The 23,496-nt window shown below is 67.3% G+C and carries 20 protein-coding genes, 2 pseudogenes and 1 riboswitch; of the genes and pseudogenes, 15 read left to right on the top strand and 7 right to left on the bottom strand.

Annotated elements, in window-relative coordinates; translation table 11 throughout:
- Window positions 1–161: 161 nt before the first annotated feature.
- The 8 genes from flhB (at window position 162) to metF (ending at window position 9,796) form a co-directional block, all read left to right on the top strand.
- Entirely contained in the window at window positions 162–1,361 is a 1,200-nt protein-coding gene (gene flhB / locus H0X91_RS33035; protein WP_196433711.1) for a flagellar biosynthesis protein FlhB, read from the top strand.
- Window positions 1,358–3,460: a flagellar biosynthesis protein FlhA gene (flhA, locus tag H0X91_RS33030; protein ID WP_006485892.1), complete on the top strand. Its 2,103-nt coding sequence runs from the start codon at window positions 1,358–1,360 to the stop codon at window positions 3,458–3,460. The genes flhB and flhA overlap by 4 nt, the downstream gene beginning before the upstream one ends.
- Window positions 3,457–5,241, top strand: coding sequence for a flagellar biosynthesis protein FlhF (flhF, locus tag H0X91_RS33025; protein ID WP_196433710.1), 1,785 nt, complete (start codon window positions 3,457–3,459; stop codon window positions 5,239–5,241). Before flhA ends, flhF begins: the two co-directional genes overlap by 4 nt.
- Window positions 5,234–6,052 carry a nucleotide-binding protein gene (locus H0X91_RS33020; RefSeq protein ID WP_006491878.1) on the top strand — a complete coding sequence of 273 codons (819 nt, stop codon included), beginning with the start codon at window positions 5,234–5,236 and terminating at the stop codon, window positions 6,050–6,052. The genes flhF and H0X91_RS33020 overlap by 8 nt, the downstream gene beginning before the upstream one ends.
- Window positions 6,053–6,074: 22 nt before the next feature.
- The gene (locus H0X91_RS33015) at window positions 6,075–6,809 is read left to right on the top strand and encodes an RNA polymerase sigma factor FliA (protein WP_006484033.1); all 735 of its coding nucleotides are present in this window, start codon (window positions 6,075–6,077) and stop codon (window positions 6,807–6,809) included.
- 101 nt (window positions 6,810–6,910) lie between these two features.
- Window positions 6,911–7,028: riboswitch (S-adenosyl-L-homocysteine riboswitch) on the top strand.
- Between the two features lie 32 nt (window positions 7,029–7,060).
- Entirely contained in the window at window positions 7,061–8,479 is a 1,419-nt protein-coding gene (ahcY, locus tag H0X91_RS33010; protein ID WP_006484031.1) for an adenosylhomocysteinase, read from the top strand.
- Window positions 8,480–8,581: 102 nt separating this feature from the next.
- Complete coding sequence (locus H0X91_RS33005) at window positions 8,582–8,935, top strand: phage holin family protein (protein WP_006477367.1); 354 nt, start codon at window positions 8,582–8,584, stop codon at window positions 8,933–8,935.
- Window positions 8,936–8,965: 30 nt separating this feature from the next.
- Window positions 8,966–9,796 carry a methylenetetrahydrofolate reductase [NAD(P)H] gene (metF, locus tag H0X91_RS33000; RefSeq protein ID WP_006484036.1) on the top strand — a complete coding sequence of 277 codons (831 nt, stop codon included), beginning with the start codon at window positions 8,966–8,968 and terminating at the stop codon, window positions 9,794–9,796.
- A 101-nt stretch (window positions 9,797–9,897) separates the two neighbouring features.
- On the opposite strand, the gene H0X91_RS32995 is transcribed toward metF, so the two are convergent.
- Window positions 9,898–11,376, bottom strand: a complete 1,479-nt coding sequence (locus H0X91_RS32995; RefSeq protein WP_060263639.1) for an amidase — start codon at window positions 11,374–11,376, stop codon at window positions 9,898–9,900.
- Between the two features lie 80 nt (window positions 11,377–11,456).
- Window positions 11,457–12,149 carry a dienelactone hydrolase family protein gene (locus H0X91_RS32990; protein ID WP_006484034.1) on the bottom strand — a complete coding sequence of 231 codons (693 nt, stop codon included), beginning with the start codon at window positions 12,147–12,149 and terminating at the stop codon, window positions 11,457–11,459.
- A gap of 224 nt (window positions 12,150–12,373) precedes the next feature.
- Between H0X91_RS32990 and H0X91_RS32985 the strand changes: the two genes are divergently transcribed.
- Together H0X91_RS32985 and H0X91_RS32980 are read left to right on the top strand one after the other, a co-directional pair.
- On the top strand, window positions 12,374–13,456 hold the full coding sequence (locus tag H0X91_RS32985) for an NAD(P)H-dependent flavin oxidoreductase (protein ID WP_062884174.1): 1,083 nt from the start codon (window positions 12,374–12,376) through the stop codon (window positions 13,454–13,456).
- Window positions 13,457–13,894: 438 nt separating this feature from the next.
- Window positions 13,895–15,037, top strand: coding sequence for a branched-chain amino acid ABC transporter substrate-binding protein (locus tag H0X91_RS32980; RefSeq protein WP_006491874.1), 1,143 nt, complete (start codon window positions 13,895–13,897; stop codon window positions 15,035–15,037).
- Between the two features lie 89 nt (window positions 15,038–15,126).
- Here H0X91_RS32980 and H0X91_RS32975 read toward each other — a convergent pair whose 3' ends face one another.
- Window positions 15,127–16,344, bottom strand: a complete 1,218-nt coding sequence (locus H0X91_RS32975) for an MFS transporter (protein WP_060213145.1) — start codon at window positions 16,342–16,344, stop codon at window positions 15,127–15,129.
- A gap of 232 nt (window positions 16,345–16,576) precedes the next feature.
- On the opposite strand from H0X91_RS32975, the gene H0X91_RS32970 reads away from it, so the two are divergent.
- From H0X91_RS32970 to H0X91_RS32960, 3 genes are all read left to right on the top strand, one after another.
- Window positions 16,577–17,236: a HugZ family pyridoxamine 5'-phosphate oxidase gene (locus H0X91_RS32970; protein WP_196433709.1), complete on the top strand. Its 660-nt coding sequence runs from the start codon at window positions 16,577–16,579 to the stop codon at window positions 17,234–17,236.
- Window positions 17,237–17,592: 356 nt separating this feature from the next.
- Complete coding sequence (locus tag H0X91_RS32965; RefSeq protein ID WP_006491875.1) at window positions 17,593–17,886, top strand: H-NS histone family protein; 294 nt, start codon at window positions 17,593–17,595, stop codon at window positions 17,884–17,886.
- Between the two features lie 256 nt (window positions 17,887–18,142).
- Window positions 18,143–19,300 (top strand): cation diffusion facilitator family transporter, encoded by a 1,158-nt coding sequence (locus tag H0X91_RS32960; RefSeq protein ID WP_077056052.1) that lies wholly within the window; start codon window positions 18,143–18,145, stop codon window positions 19,298–19,300.
- A gap of 51 nt (window positions 19,301–19,351) precedes the next feature.
- Here the strand turns inward: H0X91_RS32960 and H0X91_RS32955 are convergent, their stop codons facing one another.
- The 3 genes from H0X91_RS32955 to H0X91_RS32945 all read right to left on the bottom strand — a co-directional run bounded on the left by H0X91_RS32955 (window position 19,352) and on the right by H0X91_RS32945 (window position 21,202).
- The gene (locus tag H0X91_RS32955) at window positions 19,352–19,822 is read right to left on the bottom strand and encodes an Lrp/AsnC family transcriptional regulator (RefSeq protein ID WP_006477376.1); all 471 of its coding nucleotides are present in this window, start codon (window positions 19,820–19,822) and stop codon (window positions 19,352–19,354) included.
- A 79-nt stretch (window positions 19,823–19,901) separates the two neighbouring features.
- Window positions 19,902–20,561, bottom strand: a complete 660-nt coding sequence (locus H0X91_RS32950; RefSeq protein WP_006483674.1) for an exonuclease — start codon at window positions 20,559–20,561, stop codon at window positions 19,902–19,904.
- Entirely contained in the window at window positions 20,558–21,202 is a 645-nt protein-coding gene (locus tag H0X91_RS32945) for an MBL fold metallo-hydrolase (RefSeq protein WP_006483678.1), read from the bottom strand. Before H0X91_RS32945 ends, H0X91_RS32950 begins: the two co-directional genes overlap by 4 nt.
- A 655-nt stretch (window positions 21,203–21,857) precedes the next feature.
- Here H0X91_RS32945 and H0X91_RS32940 point away from each other — a divergent pair.
- Together H0X91_RS32940 and H0X91_RS32935 are read left to right on the top strand one after the other, a co-directional pair.
- Window positions 21,858–22,469 carry a septal ring lytic transglycosylase RlpA family protein gene (locus H0X91_RS32940; RefSeq protein ID WP_006483675.1) on the top strand — a complete coding sequence of 204 codons (612 nt, stop codon included), beginning with the start codon at window positions 21,858–21,860 and terminating at the stop codon, window positions 22,467–22,469.
- 403 nt (window positions 22,470–22,872) lie between these two features.
- A pseudogene (locus H0X91_RS32935) lies at window positions 22,873–23,370 on the top strand (IS110 family transposase); the annotation flags it as partial.
- A gap of 26 nt (window positions 23,371–23,396) precedes the next feature.
- Here H0X91_RS32935 and H0X91_RS35505 read toward each other — a convergent pair.
- Window positions 23,397–23,496: pseudogene (locus H0X91_RS35505) on the bottom strand (IS110 family transposase); the annotation flags it as partial.

Raw genomic sequence — 23,496 nt, 5'->3', positions numbered from 1 at the left:
GCATCGTTCCGCCCCCGCTCCGGCCGCGTTCGCGGCGGCTCGTCCGATTCCCCGAAATACCCCCCTTTCCCGGCTTTGCTCGACCGATCGGCGTTTGACGCCTCCATGAATAATCGGTGTCACTGGAAAACGGCATTCCGCCGTAGCCGACTGGAGGCCCCGTGGCAGACGAGAGCGATCTCGACAAGACCGAAGCCGCCACTCCCAGGCGCCGCGAGAAGGCGCGCGAGGAGGGGCAGGTCGCGCGTTCGCGCGAACTGGCTTCGTTCGCACTGCTCGCGACGGGGTTCTACGGCGCATGGCTGCTCGCGGGCCCGTCGGGCGCGCATCTGCAGGCGATGCTGCGCGGTGCGTTCACGTTCGATCGTGCGACCGCGTTCGACACCCACCGGATGCTGTCGGCGGCCGGCAGCGCGAGCCTCGAGGGGTTCGCCGCGCTGCTGCCGCTTCTCGCGCTCACCGGTGTCGCCGCGCTGCTCGCGCCGATGGCGCTCGGCGGCTGGCTGATTTCGCAAAAGACGTTCGAGCTGAAGTTCGACCGGCTGAACCCGATTTCGGGCCTCGGCCGGATCTTCTCGATCCAGGGGCCGATCCAGCTCGGGATGTCGATCGCGAAGACGCTGGTGGTCGGCGGGATCGGCGGCATCGCGATCTGGCGCAGCAAGGACGAACTGCTCGGCCTCGCGACCCAGCCGCTCGGCGCGGCGCTGCCCGATGCGCTGCATCTGGTCGCCGTGTGCTGCGGCACGACGGTCGCCGGGATGTTGGTCGTCGCCGGGCTCGACGTGCCTTACCAACTCTGGCAGTACAACAAGAAGTTGCGCATGACGAAGGAAGAAGTGAAGCGCGAGCATCGCGAGAACGAAGGCGATCCGCACGTGAAGGGGCGCATTCGCCAGCAGCAGCGCGCGATCGCCCGCCGCCGGATGATGGCGGCCGTGCCGAAGGCCGACGTGGTCGTCACGAACCCGACCCACTTCGCGGTCGCGCTGCAATACACGGATGGCGAGATGCGCGCGCCGAAGGTCGTCGCGAAGGGCGTGAACCTCGTCGCGGCGCGCATCCGCGAACTCGCGGCCGAACACAACGTGCCGTTGCTCGAAGCGCCGCCGCTCGCGCGGGCGCTGTATCACAACGTCGAACTCGAGCGCGAGATCCCCGGTTCGCTGTACTCGGCGGTCGCCGAAGTGCTCGCATGGGTGTACCAGCTCAAGCGTTTCCGCTCGGAAGGCGGCGCGTTCCCGGCGGTGCCGGTCGATCTCGACGTGCCGGCCGAACTCGACAAGGGCACGTCGGTCGCCGCCGACGACGAACGTGAAGAAGCCGAGGACACGCTCGGCAAACGAGGGACCGCGGCATGAGCACCCCGACCACCGGCCTGTTCGCGAAGCGCCCGAACCTGCTGGCCGGCACGAACCTGCGCGCGCTCGCGGGCCCGATCCTCATCTGCATGATCCTGGGGATGATGATCCTGCCGCTGCCGCCGATGCTGCTGGATCTGCTGTTCACGTTCAACATCGCGCTGTCGGTGATGGTGCTGCTCGTCAGCATGTACACGATGAAGCCGCTCGACTTCGCGGCGTTCCCGAGCGTGCTGCTGTTCTCGACGCTGCTGCGCCTGTCGCTGAACGTCGCGTCGACGCGCGTCGTGCTGCTCGAAGGCCATACCGGCCCGGATGCGGCCGGCCAGGTGATCGAGGCGTTCGGCCACTTCCTGGTCGGCGGCAACTTCGCGGTCGGCATCGTCGTGTTCGTGATCCTGATGATCATCAACTTCATGGTGATCACGAAGGGCGCGGGGCGGATCGCCGAAGTGTCCGCGCGCTTCACGCTCGACGCGATGCCCGGCAAGCAGATGGCGATCGACGCCGACCTGAACGCGGGCCTCATCAACGAGGAACAGGCGCGCAAGCGGCGCCTGGCCGTGTCGCAGGAAGCGGAGTTCTACGGGTCGATGGACGGCGCGTCGAAGTTCGTGCGCGGCGACGCGATCGCCGGCCTGATCATCATGGCGATCAACGTGATCGGCGGGCTGATCGTCGGGATGGTCCAGCACGACATGAGCTTCGCCGCGGCCGGCACCAACTACACGCTGCTGACGATCGGCGACGGCCTCGTCGCGCAGATCCCGTCGCTCGTGATCTCGACCGCGGCCGGCGTGATCGTGTCGCGCGTCGCGACCGACGAGGACATCGGCACGCAGATCACCGGCCAGCTGTTCACGAACCCGCGCGTGCTGACGATCACCGGCGCGATCATCGTGCTGATGGGGCTGATCCCGGGGATGCCGCACTTCGCGTTCCTCGCGCTCGGCGGCGGCGCGATCTGGCTCGCGCGCACGCAGACCCGGCGCGCGGCGGCCCGCAAGGCGGCCGGCGACGTGACCGACATCGCACCGCCCGCCGTGCTGCCGGCCGACAGCCACGAAGCGACCTGGGACGACGTGCAGCTGATCGACCCGCTCGGCCTCGAAGTCGGCTACCGGCTGATTCCGCTCGTCGACAAGAACAGCGACGGCGAGCTGCTCAAGCGCATCAAGAGCATCCGCAAGAAATTCGCGCAGGAAATCGGCTTCCTGCCGCCGGTGATCCATATCCGCGACAACCTCGAGCTGCGGCCGAACGCGTACCGGATCGCGCTGAAGGGCGTCGAGATCGGCGCGGGCGAAGTGTTCCCGGGCCAGTGGCTCGCGATCAACCCGGGCCAGGTGACGGCCGCGCTGCCGGGCGCCGTCACGCAGGACCCCGCGTTCGGGCTGCCGGCCGTGTGGATCGACGTCGCGCTGCGCGAGCAGGCGCAGGTGTACGGCTACACGGTGGTCGACGCGAGCACGGTCGTCGCGACGCACCTGAACCATCTCGTCGTCCAGCACGCGGCCGAGCTGCTCGGCCGCCAGGAAGTGCAGGCGCTCGTCGAACGCACCGGCAAGGATGCACCGTCGCTCGTCGAGGACCTCGTGCCGAAGACGATCTCGCTCACCACGCTGCAGAAGGTGCTGCAGAACCTGCTCGAGGAAGGCGTGCCGATCCGCGACATGCGCACGATCCTCGAGGCCGTGTCCGAGCATGCGGGCCGCGGCGACGCGTTCGAGATCACCGCCGCGGTGCGCCTGTCGCTCGGCCGCGCGATCACGCAGCAGTGGTATCCGGGCAACGGCGAAATGCAGGTGATGGGCCTCGACGCGAACCTGGAGCGCGTGCTGTCGCAGGCGCTCGCCACCGGCGCGAACCCGGGCCTCGAACCCGGCCTCGCGCACAACCTTCTGACCGGCACGCAGCAAGCGATGCTGCGTCAACAGAATCTCGGGCTGCCGCCGGTGCTGCTGGTGCAGCACGCGCTGCGCGCGATGCTCGCGCGCTTCCTGCGCCGCAGCCTGCCGCAATTGAAAGTGCTGTCGTATGCCGAAGTGCCGGACACACGCACGATCAAAGTCGTTAACGTCATCGGGGGTTCCGCTTGAACATTCGCAAATTCACCGGCGCAACGAGCCGCGACGCACTTCGTCTCGTGCGCGAGGCGCTCGGCGCCGACGCGGTCGTGCTGTCGAACCGCACGCTCGATGACGGCAGCGTCGAAATCGTTGCACTCGCCGATTCGGATCTCGCCGCGGTGGCGCCGCCGGCCGCACGTCCGCGCGTCGCCACGTCGCGCGTGCCGGAATCCGTGCCGGCCGCCGCCGTGCCGGGCATCGTGTCGCGCCCGGGCATCGCACCGCGCCCGGCCGTCAATCCGTACGCGGCCGGCGAAGGCGGGCTGCCGGACGTGTTCTCGTCGGTGTTCGGCGCGAGCGCCGACGCGCACGACGCGGATGCGCATCCTCCGTCGAGCGATGCGGACGCGCCCGCCGCGGCAGCGCCGTCGATCGCCGCGCCGGCCGCCGGTACGCCCGCGCCCGGATCGCCGGCCGCCACTTCCGAGCCCGCACCGTGGCTGGTCGAGCACGCGAAGCGCCTCACGCAGCAGCGCGACGCGCTGATCGCCCGGGCGCAGGCGCCGGCCGAGCCGCAGCCGAGCGCGCCCGCGCCGCGCGCCGCGGCCAGCGCGACGCCGCCGGACTGGGCGCGCGACATCGTCCGCGACGCCGAACGCCGGATGCCGGCCGCGGGATCGCCCGCCGCCGGATCGCCGGCCGCCGCGAAGCGCGAACCCGACACGGGTGCCGCGGACGCCGGCAGGGCGACGGAACGCACGCGCCTGTCCGCCGACACCGCCGCCGCGGTGGCCGATGCGGTGAAGTCGCGCCTCGAGCGGATCGTCAACGACACGGTGATGCAGGAGCTGGGCGAGCTGCGCGGGATGATGCAAGAGCAGTTCGACAGCCTGATGTGGCACGACCGCCAGCGCCGCAGCGCCGTTCACGGCGCGCTGACGAAGCACCTGTTCGCGGCCGGCTTCTCCGCGCAGCTGGTGCGGATGCTGGTCGACAACCTGCCGTCCGGCGACGGCGCGCAGACCTTCGGGCAGGCCGCGGAATGGGCGCAGTCGGTGCTTGCGTCGAACCTGCCGGTGCTCGACAGCGAGGACGCGCTGATGGAGCGCGGCGGCGTGTTCGCGCTGATGGGGCCGACGGGCGTCGGCAAGACGACCACCACCGCGAAGCTGGCCGCGCGCTGCGTGATGCGCTTCGGCGCGAGCAAGGTCGCGCTGCTGACCACCGACAGCTACCGGATCGGCGGCCACGAGCAACTGCGCATCTTCGGCAAGATCCTCGGCGTGCCGGTGCACGCGGTGAAGGATGCGGGCGACCTCGCGCTCGCGCTGTCCGAGCTGCGCAACAAGCACATCGTGCTGATCGACACGATCGGCATGAGCCAGCGCGACCGCGCGGTGTCCGACCAGATCGCGATGCTGCACGGCGCGAACGCACCGGTGCAGCGCCTGCTGCTGCTCAACGCGACGAGCCACGGCGACACGCTGAACGAAGTCGTGCAGGCGTACCGCAGCGCGGGCGAGCATCCCGACCTGGCCGGCTGCATCCTCACCAAGCTCGACGAGGCGACCCACCTCGGCGGCGTGCTCGACACGGTGATCCGCTACAAGCTGCCGGTCCACTACGTGTCGACCGGCCAGAAGGTGCCGGAGAACCTGTACGTCGCGTCGACCAAATTCCTGCTGAAGAGCGCGTTCTGTGTGCCGCGCGACGGCTCGCCCTTCGTGCCGCAAGACGAGGACATGCCGACGCTGCTTTCCGCACTGACCGCACGTTCCACCGCCGAGCTGCACGAGGTGCGATTTGGATAAACGGATCATCGATCAGGCCGAAGGGCTGCGGCGCCTGCTGGCCGGGCGCGCGTCGCGCATCGTCGCGGTGACGGGCGGGCCGGCGGGCGTCGGCTGCACGTCCACCGTGGTGAACCTCGCGGCGGCGCTCGCGTCGCTCGGCAAGGACGTGCTCGTCGTCGACGAGCGCGCCGACGTGCACTCGGCCAGCGCGACGCTCGCGGGCGCGTGGCTGCGCGACGGCGAACGCACGCGGGTGGCGGCCGGCTTCGGCCTGTGCGGCGCCGCGCGGCTCGCGCGCGCCGGCTACAGCGACGCGCAACTGAGCGACTTCATCGACGGCCCGGCCGACATCGTGCTCGTCGACGCGCAGCTCGGCGCCGACGGCTCGTTCTCGGCGCTCGCGCGCGAAGCGCACGACGTGCTGGTCGTCACGCGGGTCGCCGCGCAGGCGATCACCGAGGCATACGCGTGCATGAAGCGGCTGCATTTCGCGCACGCGTTCGCGCAGTTCCGCGTGCTGACCAATCAGGTCGGCAGCCACGCGGACGCGAAGACGGCCTTCGACAACCTCGCGGGCGTCGCGAGCCGCTACCTGACCGTGTCGATCGCCGATGCGGGCTGCGTGAGCGCCGATCCGCTCGTCGAGCACGCCCGCGACCTGATGCATGCGGTGGTCGACGCGTTCCCGTCGTCGCCCGCCGCGCGCGACTACCGGCAGATTGCCGCCGACCTGTTGTACTGGCCGATGCGCCCGCGTTCGGGTGCGGGCCGGGCGGTCCACGCCGGCGGCAAGCCGTCGTACGAGGCGGGCGCGGCACACGCCGCGTGAGCGCCACCCGAAGGAGAGAGCCATGATGTACAACGCTCAAGGAAAGATGTCCCAGGCCGACGTGCTCGCGCAATATGCGCCGCTCGTGCGCCGCCTCGGGCTGCAACTCGTCGCGAAGATGCCGGCGAGCGTCGATCTCGACGACCTGATCCAGGCCGGCATGATCGGCCTGATGGACGCGGCCGGCCGCTACAAGGAAGACCAGGGCGCGCAGTTCGAGACCTATGCGACGCAGCGCATCCGCGGCGCGATGCTCGACGAGCTGCGCAGCAACGACTGGCTGCCGCGCAGCCTGCGCAAGACGTCGCGCGAGGTCGAGCACGCGGTGCACCAGGTCGAGCAGCACCTCGGCCGCTCGGCGAGCGAGACCGAGATCGCGCAGCACCTGAACATGCCGCTCGACGAATACCAGGGGATGCTGCAGGACCTGCACGGCAGCCAGCTCATCTACTACGAGGATTTCGACCGCGCGGCCGACGACGAGCCGTTCCTCGACCGTTATCGCGTCGATCACGCCGATCCGTTGTCGGCGCTGCTCGACGAGCACCTGCGCGAGGCGCTCGTCGAAGCGATCGAGCGGCTGCCGGAGCGCGAGAAGCTATTGATGTCGCTGTACTACGAACGGGGTCTGAATCTGCGCGAGATCGGCGCGGTGCTCGAAGTGAGCGAATCGCGCGTGTGCCAGCTGCACAGCCAGGCCGTCGCGCGCCTGCGCGCGCGGCTGCGCGAACAGGCGTGGGTCGGCGCCGAGTCCTGACCCTTTGTCGACGGCCGCGCGCGCCGGCGCCGCGCGCCCGTGCCGCGCTCGTGTGCGGGTCCTTGCGCATTCCGCGCGCCGATTTGCTACAATCCCCTCCGTTTTCCGAGGAGCGTTGCGACGGACCACCAGCGTCCGCCAGGCTCGGAGAGCTTCACCAAGCAGCCGTGCGGCGATTTTTTCGCGCCGGCCCCGCTTCCTGAACGGCGCTCACGTCACCAATCTAGAAACTTTTTAGAAAGGAGGGCGTGATGAACGCCATTATCGATTCCAAGGCATCCACCGATTACGTCGTCGCCGACATGGCGCTGGCCGGCTGGGGCCGCAAGGAACTCAACATCGCCGAGACCGAAATGCCGGGCCTCGTGCAGATCCGCGACGAATACAAGGCGCAGCAGCCGCTGAAGGGCGCGCGCATTGCCGGTTCGCTGCACATGACGATCCAGACGGGCGTGCTGATCGAGACGCTGAAGGCGCTCGGCGCGGACGTGCGCTGGGCATCGTGCAACATCTTCTCGACCCAGGATCACGCGGCGGCCGCGATCGTCGAAGCCGGCACGCCGGTGTTCGCGTTCAAGGGCGAATCGCTCGACGAATACTGGGAGTTCTCGCACCGCATCTTCGAATGGCCGAACGGCGAATTCGCGAACATGATCCTCGACGACGGCGGCGATGCAACGCTGCTGCTGATCCTCGGCTCGAAGGCCGAGAAGGACCGTTCGGTGATCGCGAAGCCGACCAACGAGGAAGAAGTCGCACTGTACAAGTCGATCGCGAAGCACCTCGACGTCGACGCGACCTGGTACTCGAAGCGCCTCGCGCACATCAAGGGCGTGACCGAAGAAACCACGACCGGCGTGCACCGCCTGTACCAGATGGAAAAGGACGGCCGCCTGCCGTTCCCGGCGTTCAACGTGAACGATTCGGTCACGAAGTCGAAGTTCGACAACCTGTACGGCTGCCGCGAGTCGCTCGTCGACGGCATCAAGCGCGCGACCGACGTGATGATCGCGGGCAAGGTCGCGGTCGTCGCGGGCTACGGCGACGTGGGCAAGGGCTGCGCGCAGTCGCTGCGCGGCCTCGGCGCGACCGTGTGGGTCACCGAAATCGATCCGATCTGCGCGCTGCAGGCGGCGATGGAAGGCTACCGCGTCGTGACGATGGAATACGCGGCGGACAAGGCCGACATCTTCGTGACGGCGACCGGCAACTATCACGTGATCAACCACGATCACATGAAGGCGATGCGCCACAACGCGATCGTCTGCAACATCGGTCACTTCGACTCGGAAATCGATGTCGCGTCGACGCGCCAGTACCAGTGGGAAAACATCAAGCCGCAGGTCGACCACATCATCTTCCCGGACGGCAAGCGCGTGATCCTGCTGGCCGAAGGCCGCCTCGTGAACCTCGGCTGCGCGACCGGCCACCCGTCGTTCGTGATGTCGAACTCGTTCGCGAACCAGACGCTCGCGCAGATCGAGCTGTTCACGCGCGGCGAGCAGTACGAGAACAAGGTGTACGTGCTGCCGAAGCATCTCGATGAAAAGGTCGCGCGCCTGCACCTCGCGCGCATCGGCGCGAACCTGTCGGTGCTGTCGGACGAGCAGGCTGCGTACATCGGCGTGCAGAAGGACGGCCCGTTCAAGCCGAACCACTACCGCTACTGATACTGATGCGCGGCCGCCGCCGTGCCGTGCGCGCCCGTCGCGGGCGCACGGCGCGGCGGCGCTCACCGATCGTACCGATCGACAACCGAACCGGAGCACTCCATGAGCGTCATCCTCACCTGGGTCATCAACGCGCTGGCGCTGCTGATCATCACGTACCTCGTGCCGTCGATCCACATCAAGAGCTTCGGCACCGCGCTGATCATCGCGGTGGTGCTCGGGCTGATCAACACGGTGATCCGGCCGGTGCTGATCCTGCTGACGCTGCCCGTCACGATCGTCACGCTCGGGGTGTTCATCCTCGTCGTGAACGCGCTGTGCTTCTGGTTCGCGTCGTCGCTGCTGAAGGGCTTCGAGGTGTCGGGGTTCTGGTCCGCGTTCTTCGGTTCGATCCTGTACAGCATCGTGTCGTGGCTGCTGTCCGCCCTGATCTTCGGCCAGCGCGACATCGGCTGAGGGCGGGCGCAGGCCCAACCCCATCGAATCATGAAACCGATCGAACTCTCGTTTGAATTCTTCCCGCCGAAGACGGCGGACGGCGTCGAGAAGCTGCGCGCCACGCGCGCGCAGCTGCTGCCGCTGAAGCCGAAATTCGTCTCCGTGACGTTCGGCGCCGGCGGATCGACGCAGCAGGGCACGCTCGATACCGTGCTCGACATGCAGAAGGACGGCCTCGAAGCCGCGCCGCACCTGTCGTGCATCGGCTCGTCGCGCGACAGCCTGCGCGCGATCCTCGACCAGTACCGCTCGCACGGCATCCGGCACATCGTCGCGCTGCGCGGCGACCTGCCGTCGGGGATGGGCGAGGTCGGCGAGCTGCGCTATGCGTCCGAGCTCGTCAGCTTCATCCGCGCCGAGCATGGCGACTGGTTCCACATCGAGGTCGCCGGCTACCCGGAGTACCACCCGCAATCGCGCTCGCCGAAGGCCGATCTCGAGAATTTCGCGCGCAAGGTGAAAGCCGGCGCGAATTCCGCGATCACGCAGTACTTCTTCAATGCGGATGCGTATTTCCGCTTCGTCGACGATGCGCGCAAGCTCGGGGTGGACGTGCCGATCGTGCCGGGCATCATGCCGATCACGAACTTCTCGCAGCTGATGCGCTTCTCCGAGATGTGCGGCGCCGAAGTGCCGCGCTGGGTCGCGCGCCGGCTCGAGAGCTTCGGCGACGATCGCGAGTCGATCCGCGCGTTCGGCGCGGACGTCGTCACGAGCCTGTGCCAGCGCCTGATCGACGCGGGCGTGCCGGGGCTGCATTTCTACACGCTGAACGCGGCGACCGCCACGCGGACGATCTGCGAACGGCTCGCGGTGTAAGCGCCGTCACGCGGTTGCCTGTGTGAAAGCCCCGCCGGTTTGCGCCGGCGGGGCTTTTTTTCGTGAAGCGCCGCGCATGCCGCGTGGCGGAAGCCGCCGAATCAGCGCTGCGCCTGCATCAGCGGCGGGCGGCGGTCGAACCACGGCCGCGCCTGTTCGAGCTGCCGCGCGAGCTTCAGCAGCAACGCTTCGTCCGCGTGGCGCGCGGCGAACTGCACGCCGATCGGCAGCCCGCGCGCATTCCAGTACAGCGGCACCGACATCGCCGGCTGGCCGGTCAGGTTGAACAGCTCGGTGCAGCCGGCCCACGCGAACGCCTTCTCCGACGACTTCGCGAGCATTTCCTTCAGCAGCGGCTTCACCGGCAACGCGGCGACCAGCTTCATCTGCGCGGATTCGAACGGCGTCGGCTGCAGTTCGCCGATCTTCACCGGCGGCCCCGCGAGCGAGGCGCACAGGATCGCGTCGTAGCGCGACACGAGACCGGCGACCTGCACGGTGAGCTGGCGCTGCCATTCGAGTACGTCCGGCAGGCGCGTGCGCGCGAGGCGGCGGCCGACCACGGCCATCGCCCACGTCGCGGCCTCGAATTCGCCGCGCCGCGGCGTGCGCCCGGTCAGCTCGCGCGCGCCGAGCACCATTTCTTCGGCGATCGTCGCCCACAGCGTCAGGAAGGTTTCGGCCGCGCGCGCATAGTCGATCTGCAGCGTCGTCGGCTCGACGTGATGGCCGAGCGATTCGAGCAGCGCGGCCGCGTCGTCGAGCGCCGCGCGCGTGTCGTCGGCGAGCGCCGGCGCGAGCATCGGATCGACGACGAGGCCGATCCGCAACGGGCCGGGCGGCGTATCGAGCGCGCCGAGGAAGGTGCCGGGCGCGCCGGGCGGCAGCGTCTGGCCGGTCGTCACGTCGAGCAGCAGCGCACTGTCGCGCACGCTGCGCGACACCGCATGCTGGACCACGAGTTCGCCGTTCGACGGCAGGTCGACCAGCACCGGGTTGCGGCTCGGCTTCAGGCCGAACAGCCCGCAGCACGACGCCGGAATGCGGATCGAGCCGCCGCCGTCGGACGCGTGTGCGAGCGGCACGATGCCGGCCGCGACGGCCGCCGCCGCGCCGCCGCTCGAGCCGCCGGGCGTGTGGTCGAGATTCCACGGGTTGCGGCACGCGCCGAACAGTTCGGGTTCCGTGTACGGCATCTGGCCGATCTCGGACGTGTTGGTCTTGCCGAACACGTTCAAACCCGCCGCGCGGCTGCGCGCGATCACCGGCGAATCGTCGGCCGGCACGAAGTAGCGGTAGTGCCGGCTGCCCATCGACAGCGGCAAGCCGGCGACCGCCGCGCCGAGATCCTTGACGAGATACGGCACGCCCGCGAACGGCGTGGCGGCGCCCGGTTCGGGCGCGCTCGCCGCACGCTGGCGCGCGGCTTCGTAGTCCTGCAGCACGATCGCGTTGATCGCGCCGTTGACCGCTTCGGCCTGGCCGATCGCGGCGTCGAGCAGTTCGCGCGGGCTGGCCTGGCGGTCGCGCACGAGCGCGGCGAGTCCGATGGCGTCATGCGCGAGATAGTCCGAGTGCATCGCGGTCACCCCCGTTGTGACTCATGGCGATGGTGCGAGCATAACGCGGGCCCTGCGTGGCGGGCCCGCGGCCGGCGTTTTTAGAGGTGCTCGGCGAGGAACGTCAGCGTGCGGCCGTGCGCGAGCGCCGCGGCACGCTGGTTGTACGACGCGCGGTCCGTGCAGTTGAAGCCGTGCTCGGCGCCCGGGTACACGTGGAACGACGCATGGCCGTGGCCGGCGAACGCGGCCTTCACCTGGTCGACCGCGGTGAGCGGAATGCCGTGGTCGTTTTCCGCGTAGTGGAACAGGATCGGCTGCGTGACCTGGCCGGCGAGGTCGAGCGCGTTCTGGATGCCGCCGCCGTAATAGGACACCGCCGCATCGAGCTTGCCGGTTGCGGCCGCGCGGTACGCGAGCTGGCCGCCGAAGCAGTAGCCGATCGCGGCGAGCTTGCCGTCCACTTCGGGGCGGGCGCGCAACGCGTCGGCCGCCGCGCCGATGTCCGCGACCGCGAGCCCCACGTCGGTCTTTTTCATCAGCTCGATGCCCTTGTCGCGATCCGCGCCTTCGTAGGTCAGCTCGACGCGCGGCTGCGTGCGCCAGAACACGTCGGGCGCGAGCGCGACGAAGCCGTCGGCCGCGTACTGGTCGGCGACCGCACGGATGTGCGCGTTCACGCCGAAAATCTCCTGGATGATGATGACGGCAGGGCCCTTGCCGCGCTTGGGCAGCGCGAGATAGCCGCCGAAGCTGTCGTTACCGGTCGGGATGTCGATCCATTGGGCAGTCACGTTCTGAACTCCTGGCGTGCGGGGTGCGCAATGCGCGCCCCCAGGGTGAAAGAGGGCGGCCTAGTGTGCCACCAATCGTTCGATGCTGCAGTGCACGCGCCCGTTTCTCGCGCAGCGATCGTTTCGATCTCGATTATTCATTTTTCGGCGCCGCGCCGCTTCGATAGAGTCGATGTGTCGGCCTTTACAAAGCGCTTTCGCGCATCGTCATCGAAGGATTCGCCATGTCTGCCCGCTCGTTGTCCACCCCCTTTTCCGAACGCTTCGGCCTGCGTCTGCCGCTCGTGCAGGCGCCGATGGTCGGCGCGACCACGACCGCGATGGTCGCCGCCGCGTCGAATGCCGGTGCGCTCGGCAGCCTCGGCGCCGGCGCGCTCGCGCCCGAGCGCATCGAGGCCGAAGTCGCCGCGATCCGCGCGGCGACCGATCGCCCGTTCGCGATCAACCTGTTCGTGTTGCCCGATGAAGCCGCGCCCGATGCGGCGACCGTCGCGCGTGCGCTGGCCGCGATCGACCCGCTGAACGCGACGCTCGGCTTGCCGCCGGGCACCGCGCCCGCGCGCTATGCGCCCGATTTCCGCGCGCAGCTCGATGCGCTCGTTGCGCTGCGCGTGCCGGTCGCGAGCTTCACGTTCGGCGTGCTCGACGCGGCCGACGTCGCCCGCCTGAAAGCCGCCGGCACTTATGTGATCGGCACCGCGACGCACGTGGCCGAAGGGCTCGCGTGGCAGGCGGCCGGTGCCGACGCGCTGTCCGCGCAGGGCGCCGAGGCCGGCGGCCATCGCGGCACCTTCATCGGCTCCGCCGACGACGCGCTGATCGGCACGCTCGCGCTCGTCCCGCAACTCGTCGACGCGACGGGGCTGCCCGTGCTGGCCGCGGGCGGCATCATGGACGGCCGGGGGATCGCGGCCGCGCTCGCGCTCGGCGCGCAGGCCGCGCAGCTCGGCACCGCGTTCCTCACGTGCGCGGAAAGCGCGATCGCCGCGGACTGGAAGGCGCGTCTGCTCGCGAGCGCCGATACGTCGACGCAGGTCACGCGCGCGATCACCGGCCGTCACGCACGCGGGCTGCGCAACACGCTGATGGCGCGGCTCGGCGAGCACGTGGCCGACGCGGCACCGTATCCGGTGCAGAACGCGCTGACCCAGCCGCTGCGCCAGGCCGCCGCGCGCGCGAACGACGGCGACTATCTGTCGCTGTGGGCCGGGCAGGGCGCACCCCTCGCGCGGCGGCGCGGCGACGCGCTGACGACGTCGCAACTGGTTGCCGCGCTCGACGCCGAATGGCGCGCCTCGGCCGCCTGAACCCCGCATCGGCCGCGAGAAATCGTTCATGTCGGACGACGAAACGCGTGTGCCGTCACACGCGTTTCATTCAACGATCCCGGGCACAAAATACCGAATCGAAATACCCCGGGAATGCGTTGAAACGACCTTTCAAAAGATCGCCGGGAATTAGCGGAAACCCTTATCCGGCGGGGCTTGCGGCGATATTCGAGTCCTCCTTCCAAAGCGCGCGTATCGGTAGTGTTACCACTACCCCAAAAAAGTCCCACAAATTAATTTGATCACCTACACTTGCGCGCAAGTACGGGCGGGTGGCCGCTAAAAGCGGCTGTTTTCACGTGCTTGAGGCCAAGTGCATGAACGATGCAACCGGCGAATCGTCCAGTGATTGCAAACACGGGGATGGCAGCGGGGCACCGGGCGATGGCGTTTATTGGGACCGAACTGGAGACTTACATGAATATCAAGATGCAAAAGCTGTTGCCGATCACCGCCGCAGCGATGCTGTGTGCTGCAGCTGCAAGCAACGCGTCCGCCGATCAAGTCGTCAAGATCGGCCACGTCGCGCCCTTGACGGGCGGCATTGCACACCTGGGCAAGGACAACGAAAACGGCGCACGTCTCGCAGTCGAGGAGATCAACGCGAAGGGTCTCACGATCGGCGGCCAGAAGATCACGCTGCAACTGGACCCGCAGGATGACGCCGCCGACCCGCGGCAGGCGACGCAGGTTGCGCAGAAGCTCGTCGACGACAAGGTCGTCGCGGTGGTCGGCCACCTGAACTCGGGCACGTCGATCCCGGCCTCGAAGATCTACAGCGATGCGGGCGTCGTGCAGATCTCGCCGTCGGCGACCAACCCGGCTTACACGCAGCAGGGCTTCAAGACCACGTATCGCGTGGTCGCGACCGATGCGCAGCAGGGCCCGGCACTGGCCGACTACGCGCACTCGAAGGGCATCAAGAGCGTGGCGGTGGTCGACGATTCGACCGCGTACGGCCAGGGTCTCGCGAACGAATTCGAGAAGAAGGCGAAGGCGCTCGGCCTGAAGGTGATGTCGCATGACGCGACGAACGACAAGGCAGTCGACTTCCGCGCGATTCTGACCAAGATCAAGGGCGAGAACCCGGACGCGATCATGTACGGCGGCATGGACGCCACCGGCGGCCCGTTCGCGAAACAGGCGAAGCAGCTCGGCCTGCGCGCGAAGATTTTCGCGGGCGACGGCGTGTGCACGGAAAAGCTGGCCGACCTGGCCGGCGACGCGACCGACAACATCGTGTGCTCGGAAGCCGGTGCTTCGCTCGAGAAGATGCCGGGCGGCGCGGCGTTCAAGGCGAAGTACGAGAAGCGTTTCGGCCAGCCGATCCAGATCTACGCACCGTTCACGTATGACGCCGTGTACATCATCGCCGACGCGATGAAGCGCGCGAACTCGACGGACCCGGCGAAGATCCTCGCGGCGATGCCGGCGACGAAGTACACGGGCGTGATCGGCACGACGACCTTCGACTCGAAGGGCGACCTGCAGCACGGCGTGATCTCGCTGTACAACTACAAGAGCGGCAAGAAGTCGCTGCTCGACGAAGTGAAGATGTAACGCGACAAGCGGTCAACAGAAGGGGTGAAAGCGCGCATGCGGCAACGCATGCGCGTTTTCTTTTTGGGCCGGCGTGCGCCGCCGTGCAGTCAGATCTTCAGGTGCGACAGCACCTTCGGCGCGACGAGCGCGACGAGCGCCGCGCACAGCGCGACGACCGACAGGCCGATCGTCAGGTTCGCGGCCTGCGCGACCGCGCCGATCACGACCGGACCGAACAGCAGTCCGAAATACGCGAGCCCGGCCACGTGCGCGAGCCCTTCGGCCGCGTGGATGCCTTTCACGCGCGCGGCGGCCGCGAACAGCACGGGCATCATGTTGGCCAGCCCGAGACCCATCAGCGTGAAGCCGGTCAGCACCGCGGCCGGATACGGCAGCAGCAGCGCGCCGATCATCCCCGCGCACGCGAGCGACGCGCTCGCGAACACGAGCTGCGGCGCGCCGAAGCGGGCGCGCACGGCGTCGCCCGCGAAGCGCGCGAGGGCCATCCCGCCCGAGAACGCCGCGTACGCGGCGCTCGCGAGCGCCGGGCTCGCCGCGACGACGTCGCGCATGTAGACCGTCGCCCAGTCGTACATCGCGCCTTCGGCGATCAGCGCGATCAGTGCGATGCCGCCGAGCATCCACAATGCGGGCGAGCGCCAGCGGTTGCCGCCGCCGTGCGCCTGTTCGTGGTGCGGCACGTGCGGCAGCACGGCCGGGCTCGCGGCCACGAGCACCGCGGCGCTTACCGCCGCCGCGAGCGCGAGATGCGCGACCGGCGCCATGCCGGCCGACAGCAGCGCGCCGCCGGCCGCTGCGCCGGCCATCCCGCCGATGCTGAACATCCCGTGCAGCGACGACATGATCGGCTTGCCGAGCGCGATTTCGACCGCGCTGGCCTCGGCATTCATCGCGACGTCGAGTGTCGCCATCGAGAAGCCGAACAGCGCGAGCACCGCGAGCAGCATCCAGTAGTCGGGCACGACGAGGATCAGCGCCGCGCACGCCGACATCACGAGCCCGCCGGCGAGGCACGCGGTGCGCGAGCCGACGCGCGCGATCCAGCGCGCGATGGTCAGCATCGCGGCGATCGACCCGCCGGCGACCGCGAACAGCGCGATCGACAGCAGCCCGGGGCTCAGCGCGAACTTGTCGCGCACGGTCGGCACGTGCACGCCCCACGACGCGTACATCATGCCGGCGACGAAGAACAGCGCCATCGACGCCGTGCGCGCACGCTGGCGGGCCGGCAGCGGCAGCACGCGGTGCGCGTCGGGCGGCGCGGCGAACGGGGACGACGATTCGGGGGAGGAGGATTCGGACACGGGAAGGCTCGTCAGGAAAATGCGCGGGCGCACGCGGCGCCCGTCGGACCTGTCCGATTCTATCGAACCGCTTACGATCCTGCCGGGCGATGGCCGTTCGGTCGATGCGCTGGAGAGCGGGTCGTCTCGCGGTGGCGCCCCGGTGACGGACTGGCCGTTCGGCCGATGCGCGGCACGCAGCGTGCGCGGGTAACATCGAAACCGATGCGCCCTTTCGACCGCAGGAGTCCCCTTGAACATCGATCCCGCCTTCGCCCTGCATCTGCTGCACCGCTGCGCGCTCGGCACGCTCGCCACCCATGCGCGCGAACCGCAGGGCTTTCCGTATCCGACCGTCGTGCCGTTTGCACCCGATGCGAGCCATCGGCCCGTGATCCTGGTGAGCGGCCTGGCCGAGCACACGCGCAATCTCGTCGCCGATCCGCGTGCGGGTTTCCTCGTCGTCGATGCCGGCGACGGCGACGTCCTGAACGCCGAGCGCGCGACGCTGTTGGGCCGGTTCGTGCCGCTCGGCGACGATCCGCACGTCACCGCGCGCTACCCGCGCTACGAACCGGACGCCGCACGCTATCTCGCGCTCGGCGATTTCGCGTTCTGGGCGCTCGAGATCGAGCGGCTGCGCTACATCGGCGGGTTCGGGCGAATGGGCTGGGTCGACGGCACGCAGCTCGATGCGCTGCCGCCGCTCGCGTTCGACGACGAGCAGGCGCTGTGGCACGCGTACGAGGCGGGCGACGCACGCCGCGACGGGCTCGACCTGCTCGGCGTCGATCGCCATGGCGCGGACTGGCGATGCGACGGCCGCCGGGTGCGCACGCCGTTCGACGCGCCGTCGGCCGACATCGGCGCGCTGCACGACCGGCTGATCGCCTGCGCACAGGATGTGACGTGACGTCGCGGGTCAGTGATGAGTCCGTTTAGCAAACCGCGTCATGTGGTTTTCGCAAAACTGTCGTCCGATGAAAGCTTTGATTTTTTCGAATGCAGGGTAATTGCGTATGTTGATAGACCTAATAGTCAATCGCTAATGTCCTAATCTCTGTGTAGGAGCGTAAAAATTTGAGAAAAGGCCGCGGCCGGTCAAAATGACATGTGTGAATTACAATGGGTCTCGGTATTTTCATGAATCTCGCTTCTATCAAATCTTTTTTGTGCTAATCTCTGCCTTCGAAAATCCGAGGCACATATATTTCATGAATGGTGAGCTGGCTGCAGACCGGCGCCATTGGTCAGATAGAAAGGGAAACTATGTCTTCTTACAAGGACCTGCTGGCCCAGCGGGAGAAGCTGGAGAAGCAAATCGAAGAAGCGAAGTCGCGTGAATACGCTGAAGTGCTGAATGACGTGAAGCAGAAAATTGCCGACTACGGCTTTTCGCTCGCCGAACTCGGTCTCAGCCGCGCGAAGGCCGGCAAGGTCGGTCGTCCGCGCGCAGGCGTGGCGGCAAAATACCGCGATCCGGAAACGGGCGCGACGTGGTCGGGCCGTGGCAAGCCGCCGCGCTGGATCGCCGGCAAGAACCGCGAACAGTTTGCGATTTAAACGTTCGTTTAGGTTGCCCGCTCTTCAAAAGAGCCGCGTGTCCGTCGAGGAGCGCGGCTTTTTTGTTTTCCGGGCGCCGGCGGCCCGCTCGACGCCGTCATAAAAATGTAAGAAACGCCGTGTGAATGAAAATGCGACACGTTCGTATAAGCGGTTGATTTAAATGAGAAATTTGTGGGTATTGGAAGGGCTTGCGGGGCGCTTTTGATAGAATTGCGTATCGCACACCGATGCGCACACCGATATCTCATATTTCATGTCTACGTTTTCCGGCGACGCGCAGAGCGCAGATAAGCACGCAGTTGCGCGCAAGAGCACGCTCGTCAGTATTGTCCTGAATGTCGTGCTTGCGACATTTCAGATCGTCGTCGGCGTGATTGCGCATTCGCAGGCATTGATTGCTGACGGTGTGCATTCGATTTCCGATTTGATCTCGGATTTTGTCGTGCTGGTTGCGAATCGGCATAGCGGCGCCTCGCCGGATGCCGACCACAATTACGGCCATAGCCGCTACGAGACGGTCGCGTCGCTGTTTCTCGGCGCGATCCTGATTGCAGTCGGTATCGGCATGCTCTGGCGTGCCGGCGATCGCCTCGTTAATCTCGAAAACATTCCGGCCGTGCATTTTTCCGCGCTGATCGTTGCGCTGACGGTGCTCGTGTCGAAGGAAGCGCTGTTTCGCTACATGCTGCGCGAAGCGCGGCGCGTACGCTCGGCGATGCTCGTCGCCAACGCGTGGCATGCACGTTCGGATGCCGCGTCGTCGCTCGTCGTCGCGATCGGCATCGTCGGCAGCCTGGCCGGCGTGCGGTTGCTCGACCCGATCGCGGCCGCGATCGTCGGCTTCATGGTCGCGCGCATGGGCTGGACGTTCGGCTATGACGCGTTGCAGGACCTCTCCGACCGCGCGCTCGATACGGCCGACACGGCCGAGATCCGCGCGCTGCTCGTCGCGACGCCCGGCGTGCGCGACGTGCACGACCTGCGCACGCGCAAGATGGGGGATGCCGCGCTCGTCGATGCGCATATCCTCGTCGATCCGAAGATCTCCGTCTCCGAAGGGCACTACATCGCCGAGACCGCGCGGGCGCGCGTGCTGTCCGACCCGCGCGTGCTCGATGCGCTGATCCACGTCGACCCGGAGAACGATGCGGCGCGCCGTCCGGCGCTCGCGCTGCCGCCGCGCGGCGAGCTCGCGGCGCGGCTCGAGGCCGCGCTCGCGCAGCGCGGCCTGCGCGCGGCGGCGATCAACCTGCATTACCTGAGTACGGGGCTCGAGGTCGACGTGACGCTCGACAGCGATCCGCACGACACCGATGCGGCGCTGGCCGGCCGGCTCGACATCGAGACGCTGAAGCGCGAATTCGGCGCGCGCCGGATCGGCTTCACGCGCACGTTGCCCGCGCGGACGTGACCGGCAACCGGCAACCGTGAACGCGGCCCGCCGCGGGGGCGGGCCGGCGCGTTACAGCGGCAGTTGCGTGTCGAACTTGATTTCGCGCAGCACGACGCTCGTGCGCACCTGCGACACGGCCGGGATCTTGAAGATGCGCTCGTGCAGGAACACGTCGTAGGCCTTGATGTCCGGCGCGACGATCTTGAGGATGTAATCGGCTTCGCCGGTCGTGCTGTAGCACTCGGTGACTTCCGGGCAGGTCGCGATCTCGCGCTCGAACTGCTCGACGCCGCCTTCGTTGTGGCGCGTCAGGTGCACGTGCGCGAGCGCGCAGACGTGCAGGCCGAGCTTCTCGCGATCGAGCAGCGCCGTATAGCGCTGGATCACGCCCGACTGTTCCATGTCCTTGATGCGGCGCCAGCACGGCGTGCTCGACAGGCCGACCTGGTCGGAGATTTCCTGAACGGAACGGCGCGCGTCGAGCTGCAACAGGCGAAGGATTTTTTGCGAAAAGGAATCGAGCGTCACCTGCGCCTCCATGCGGCAGCTACAACACGCTGAATGTTAGAGGGCCGGGAAAGGAAAGGCAATCTGGCGACGCGCTGTTGAGCGAGATTCGCTAATTTGCCCGCGGATCCGTGGGATTTTGTCCTGCCCCCGCGCTTTCCGACCGATCGGTATCCGACACGGCCAGGCCCGCCAGCGCGGCCTGCTGCCGGCGCAGGTCGGCGAGCATGTTGCAGAACAGCGCGCCTTGCTCGATCGCATCGTCGAGCGCGACGTGCGTGTGCGGATGATCGTCGAACCAGTGCTTCGGAAAGCGCGGCTTGATCGCCTTGCGGTACGGCAGGCCGGTCATCGCGAACGCGAGCGTCTTGATGTCGAGCGCCGACCACGAGAACGGGCAGCGCCCGGCGAAGCGCATCATGTACCAGAACATGAACGTGAAATCGAAGCCGGCCGGCATCGCGACGAACACCGGCTTGCCAGGCAGCGCCTCGACCCATTCGACGTAGGCGACCAGCGCCGCCTCGGGCGTCTGCAGATCGCGCCGGCACGCGGCCCATGCTTCCGGCTCGGTCTTCCACCACGCTTCCTGCACCGGGTGCGCGTGCGCGCCGGGCAGCGTCTCGAGGTTCGCCGAGAACGTCGCGATCAGCTGCTTGTCCTCGGTATAGGCGGCCGACGCGAAGCTCAGCATCGAGTGCGGACCGGGAATCGGGCCGTCGGCCTCGACGTCGGTGCTGACGTAAATTTCGGGGATGGCGGTCTGGTTCATCCGAATACCTTGTCGGACACGAACGGATTCGTGCGGCGCTCGTCGCCGAACGTCGACACCGGGCCGTGGCCGGGGACGAACGTGACGTCGTCGCCGAGCGGCCACAGCTTCTCCTTGATCGAACGGACGAGGTCCTCGTGATTGCCGCGCGGGAAATCGGTCCGGCCGATCGAGCCCGCGAACAGCACGTCGCCGACGATCGCGATGCGATGCGCGCGGCTGAAGAACACGACGTGGCCCGGCGTGTGGCCCGGGCAGTGATAGACCTCGAGCGTCTCGTCGCCGAACCGCACGGTGTCGCCGTCGTTCAGCCACTGGTCGGGCTCGAAGCTGTCGGCGGCCGGGAAGCCGAAGCGCTCGCTCTGCATCGGCAGCTTCTCGATCCAGAAGCGTTCTTCTTCCTGCGGCCCTTCGATCGGCACGCCGTAGTGCGTCGCGAGCGTCTTCGCGCCCGCGCAGTGATCGATGTGCCCGTGCGTGAGCAGCACCTTCTCGACCTGCACGTTCTGCCGCGCGACTTCCTGTTCGATCCGGTCGAGATCGCCGCCCGGATCGACGACGGCCGCGCGGCCCGTCTTCTCGCAGACGAGCAGCGAGCAGTTCTGCTGGAACGGCGTGACCGGAATGAGCGTGACTTTCATGGGGGCACCGGCGGCTAAAAGGAGCGATTGTACCGGTCGCGCGTGCCGGCTGCCGGGCGTGCGATGCATGCCGTGGCGCGCGGATGAGGGCATTCCCGGAGCATGTCGATTGTTACAGCCATAGCGAGAATCAATGGTGCGCCGGGGGTGCTTTTCGAGACAAAGTTTTGATTTATGTATAATGCGCCCCATTGCGCGTGAATTTCACGCAATTCGCTGGTGTTTCGGCCCCGTTAAATGAGGCGTCCGATTCACCGTCAAGCATCGGCCGCCGGGGAGTCCGGCGGTGTATCCAGCACCGAGCATTCGGTGCTCACGTCTTGTCCGGCCGGGTGCTGCGCGCCCGCCTGCGGCCCTGCTGCCGCGCCGCCGGATGAGGCCTGTGCCGCCGTTCCTGTGCGTTGGTCGTATCGACGCGCGCGAACGTGAAGCCATGTTCGATGGCGGCATGTGGGGTCTGGTCAGGCTGTTGGGGACAGGTTGCGCCAGACGTGAAAACTAATCAGGACGGTTGCGGCCTAGACGAACGCCGCGCCCATGCTAGCCGCCTGCTCGCCTTCGAGCGGGGCGTGCACGCATTTGCCGTCCGGGCCGCATCTCTGCGTTGTGTAGCAGCGTTGTATCGATGCGGCCCGAACCAGAAGGCGACACGTCGATGAATTTACGTTTTCCGAGCCGATTCGGAACCATTGCATTGTTTTTTGCGCTGACGGGCTGTGCGGTGCCACCCAGCCAGACCACCGGCAGCGTGAACCAGAAGAAGGCGGTCGACAAGACGGCCGCTGCCGCGAAGGCGGACGACGACAAGCAGCCCCTCAGTTTCGATTCCGCGCTGGCATCGATGCCGGCGGCCGACAGCAAGGACGCGAAGAAGTCGTCGCTGGCGGACGCCGAGCCGATCGACGGCAAGGATGTATCCGATTTCCGCCAGACCGGTCGCGCATCGTGGTACGGGCGGGACTTCCACGGCCGCCGCACCGCGAACGGCGAACGCTTCAACATGAACGCGTTTACCGCCGCGCACCGCACGCTGCCGCTGTCGTCGTACATCAAGGTGACGAACGCATCGACCGGCAAGTGGGTCGTCGTGAAGGTCAACGATCGCGGGCCGTTCAAGCGCGGTCGCGTGCTCGACCTGTCGTACGCGGCGGCCAAGGTGATCGGGCTCGTGCACGCCGGCACGGGCCGCGTGAAGATCGAAGGGTTGTCGCCGCAGGAAGCACGCGAGGCCCGCGACGAAATGTTCGCGTCGATCTCGGCGAAGTAACGCGGCCAATCGTCCGCTCATGCACAAAGGGCTGCCTTCCGGCAGCCCTTTGTCGTTGTGCGCCCAGCATGGGCGCACTCCTGCGGGTGCAAGTCCCGCCATAAGCTGGTCACAGCGAATGAAGTGAAGCGCAACTGCATGAGGGCGACCGAATGTGGAGAGGAAGCGTGGAGCGTAAATCGTGAGCCGATGGACAAGAACTGCATAGAAGGCGCTGCCGTGCAGGGCGAGCGGGCAACGCACCGCGAAGCTCTCGTGACCAAGGCGAAGCAGCGTAAATGCGGCGGTTGTGCGATGAAGGAGTGCGCTCTTACCCAATGGGATGGACGCCCCCACTCGTAACGGCATCAATGTGCCAAAGTGGAAGTGTCGAGCAACCACTTGAACCGAGGGGAGCGTCATCATGCAGATTACGACGATAGGCATCGATCTGGCAAAGAACGTATTCCAAGTTCACGGCGTAGATGTTCGAGGCAAGGCGGTGCTGAAGAGGCAGCTCAAGCGCAGTCAAATGGTGACCTTCTTCGCGAATCTGCCTGCGTGCCTGATCGGTATGGAAGCGTGTGGCAGCGCCCACTACTGGGCGCGCAAGCTCCAGACGCTCGGGCACACCGTGAAGTTGATGGCTCCCCAATTCGTGAAGCCGTATGTAAAGACCGACAAGCACGATGCGGCTGACGCGGAAGCCATCTGCGAAGCGGTCAGCCGGCCGAACATGCGATTCGTACCGCTCAAGCATGTCGAGCAACAAGCGGTGCTCGCGCAGCATCGTGTTCGGCAAGGGTTCGTCAAGGCTCGGACCGCGCAGGCCAATCAGATTCGGGGGCTATTGGGCGAGTTTGGCTTGGTCGTGCCGCAAGGCATCGTGCGCCTCTTCGAGCTTGTGCCGGCGTTGCTGGAACAGCAACCATCTTGAGACAGCCCATGTCATGCGCAATTGAAATCCGGCTGCCAACGCTCGCCAGTGCGAGCGATGGCGTTGAGCGTGATGAGCAGCTTGCGCATGCATGCGACGAGGGCGACCTTC

This window comes from Burkholderia sp. 9777_1386 (genome assembly GCF_015712265.1).
Lineage (GTDB): Bacteria > Pseudomonadota > Gammaproteobacteria > Burkholderiales > Burkholderiaceae > Burkholderia > Burkholderia cenocepacia.
The sequence above is the reverse complement of the archived record's forward strand: the minus strand, read 5'-3'. Positions and strand labels throughout refer to the sequence as shown.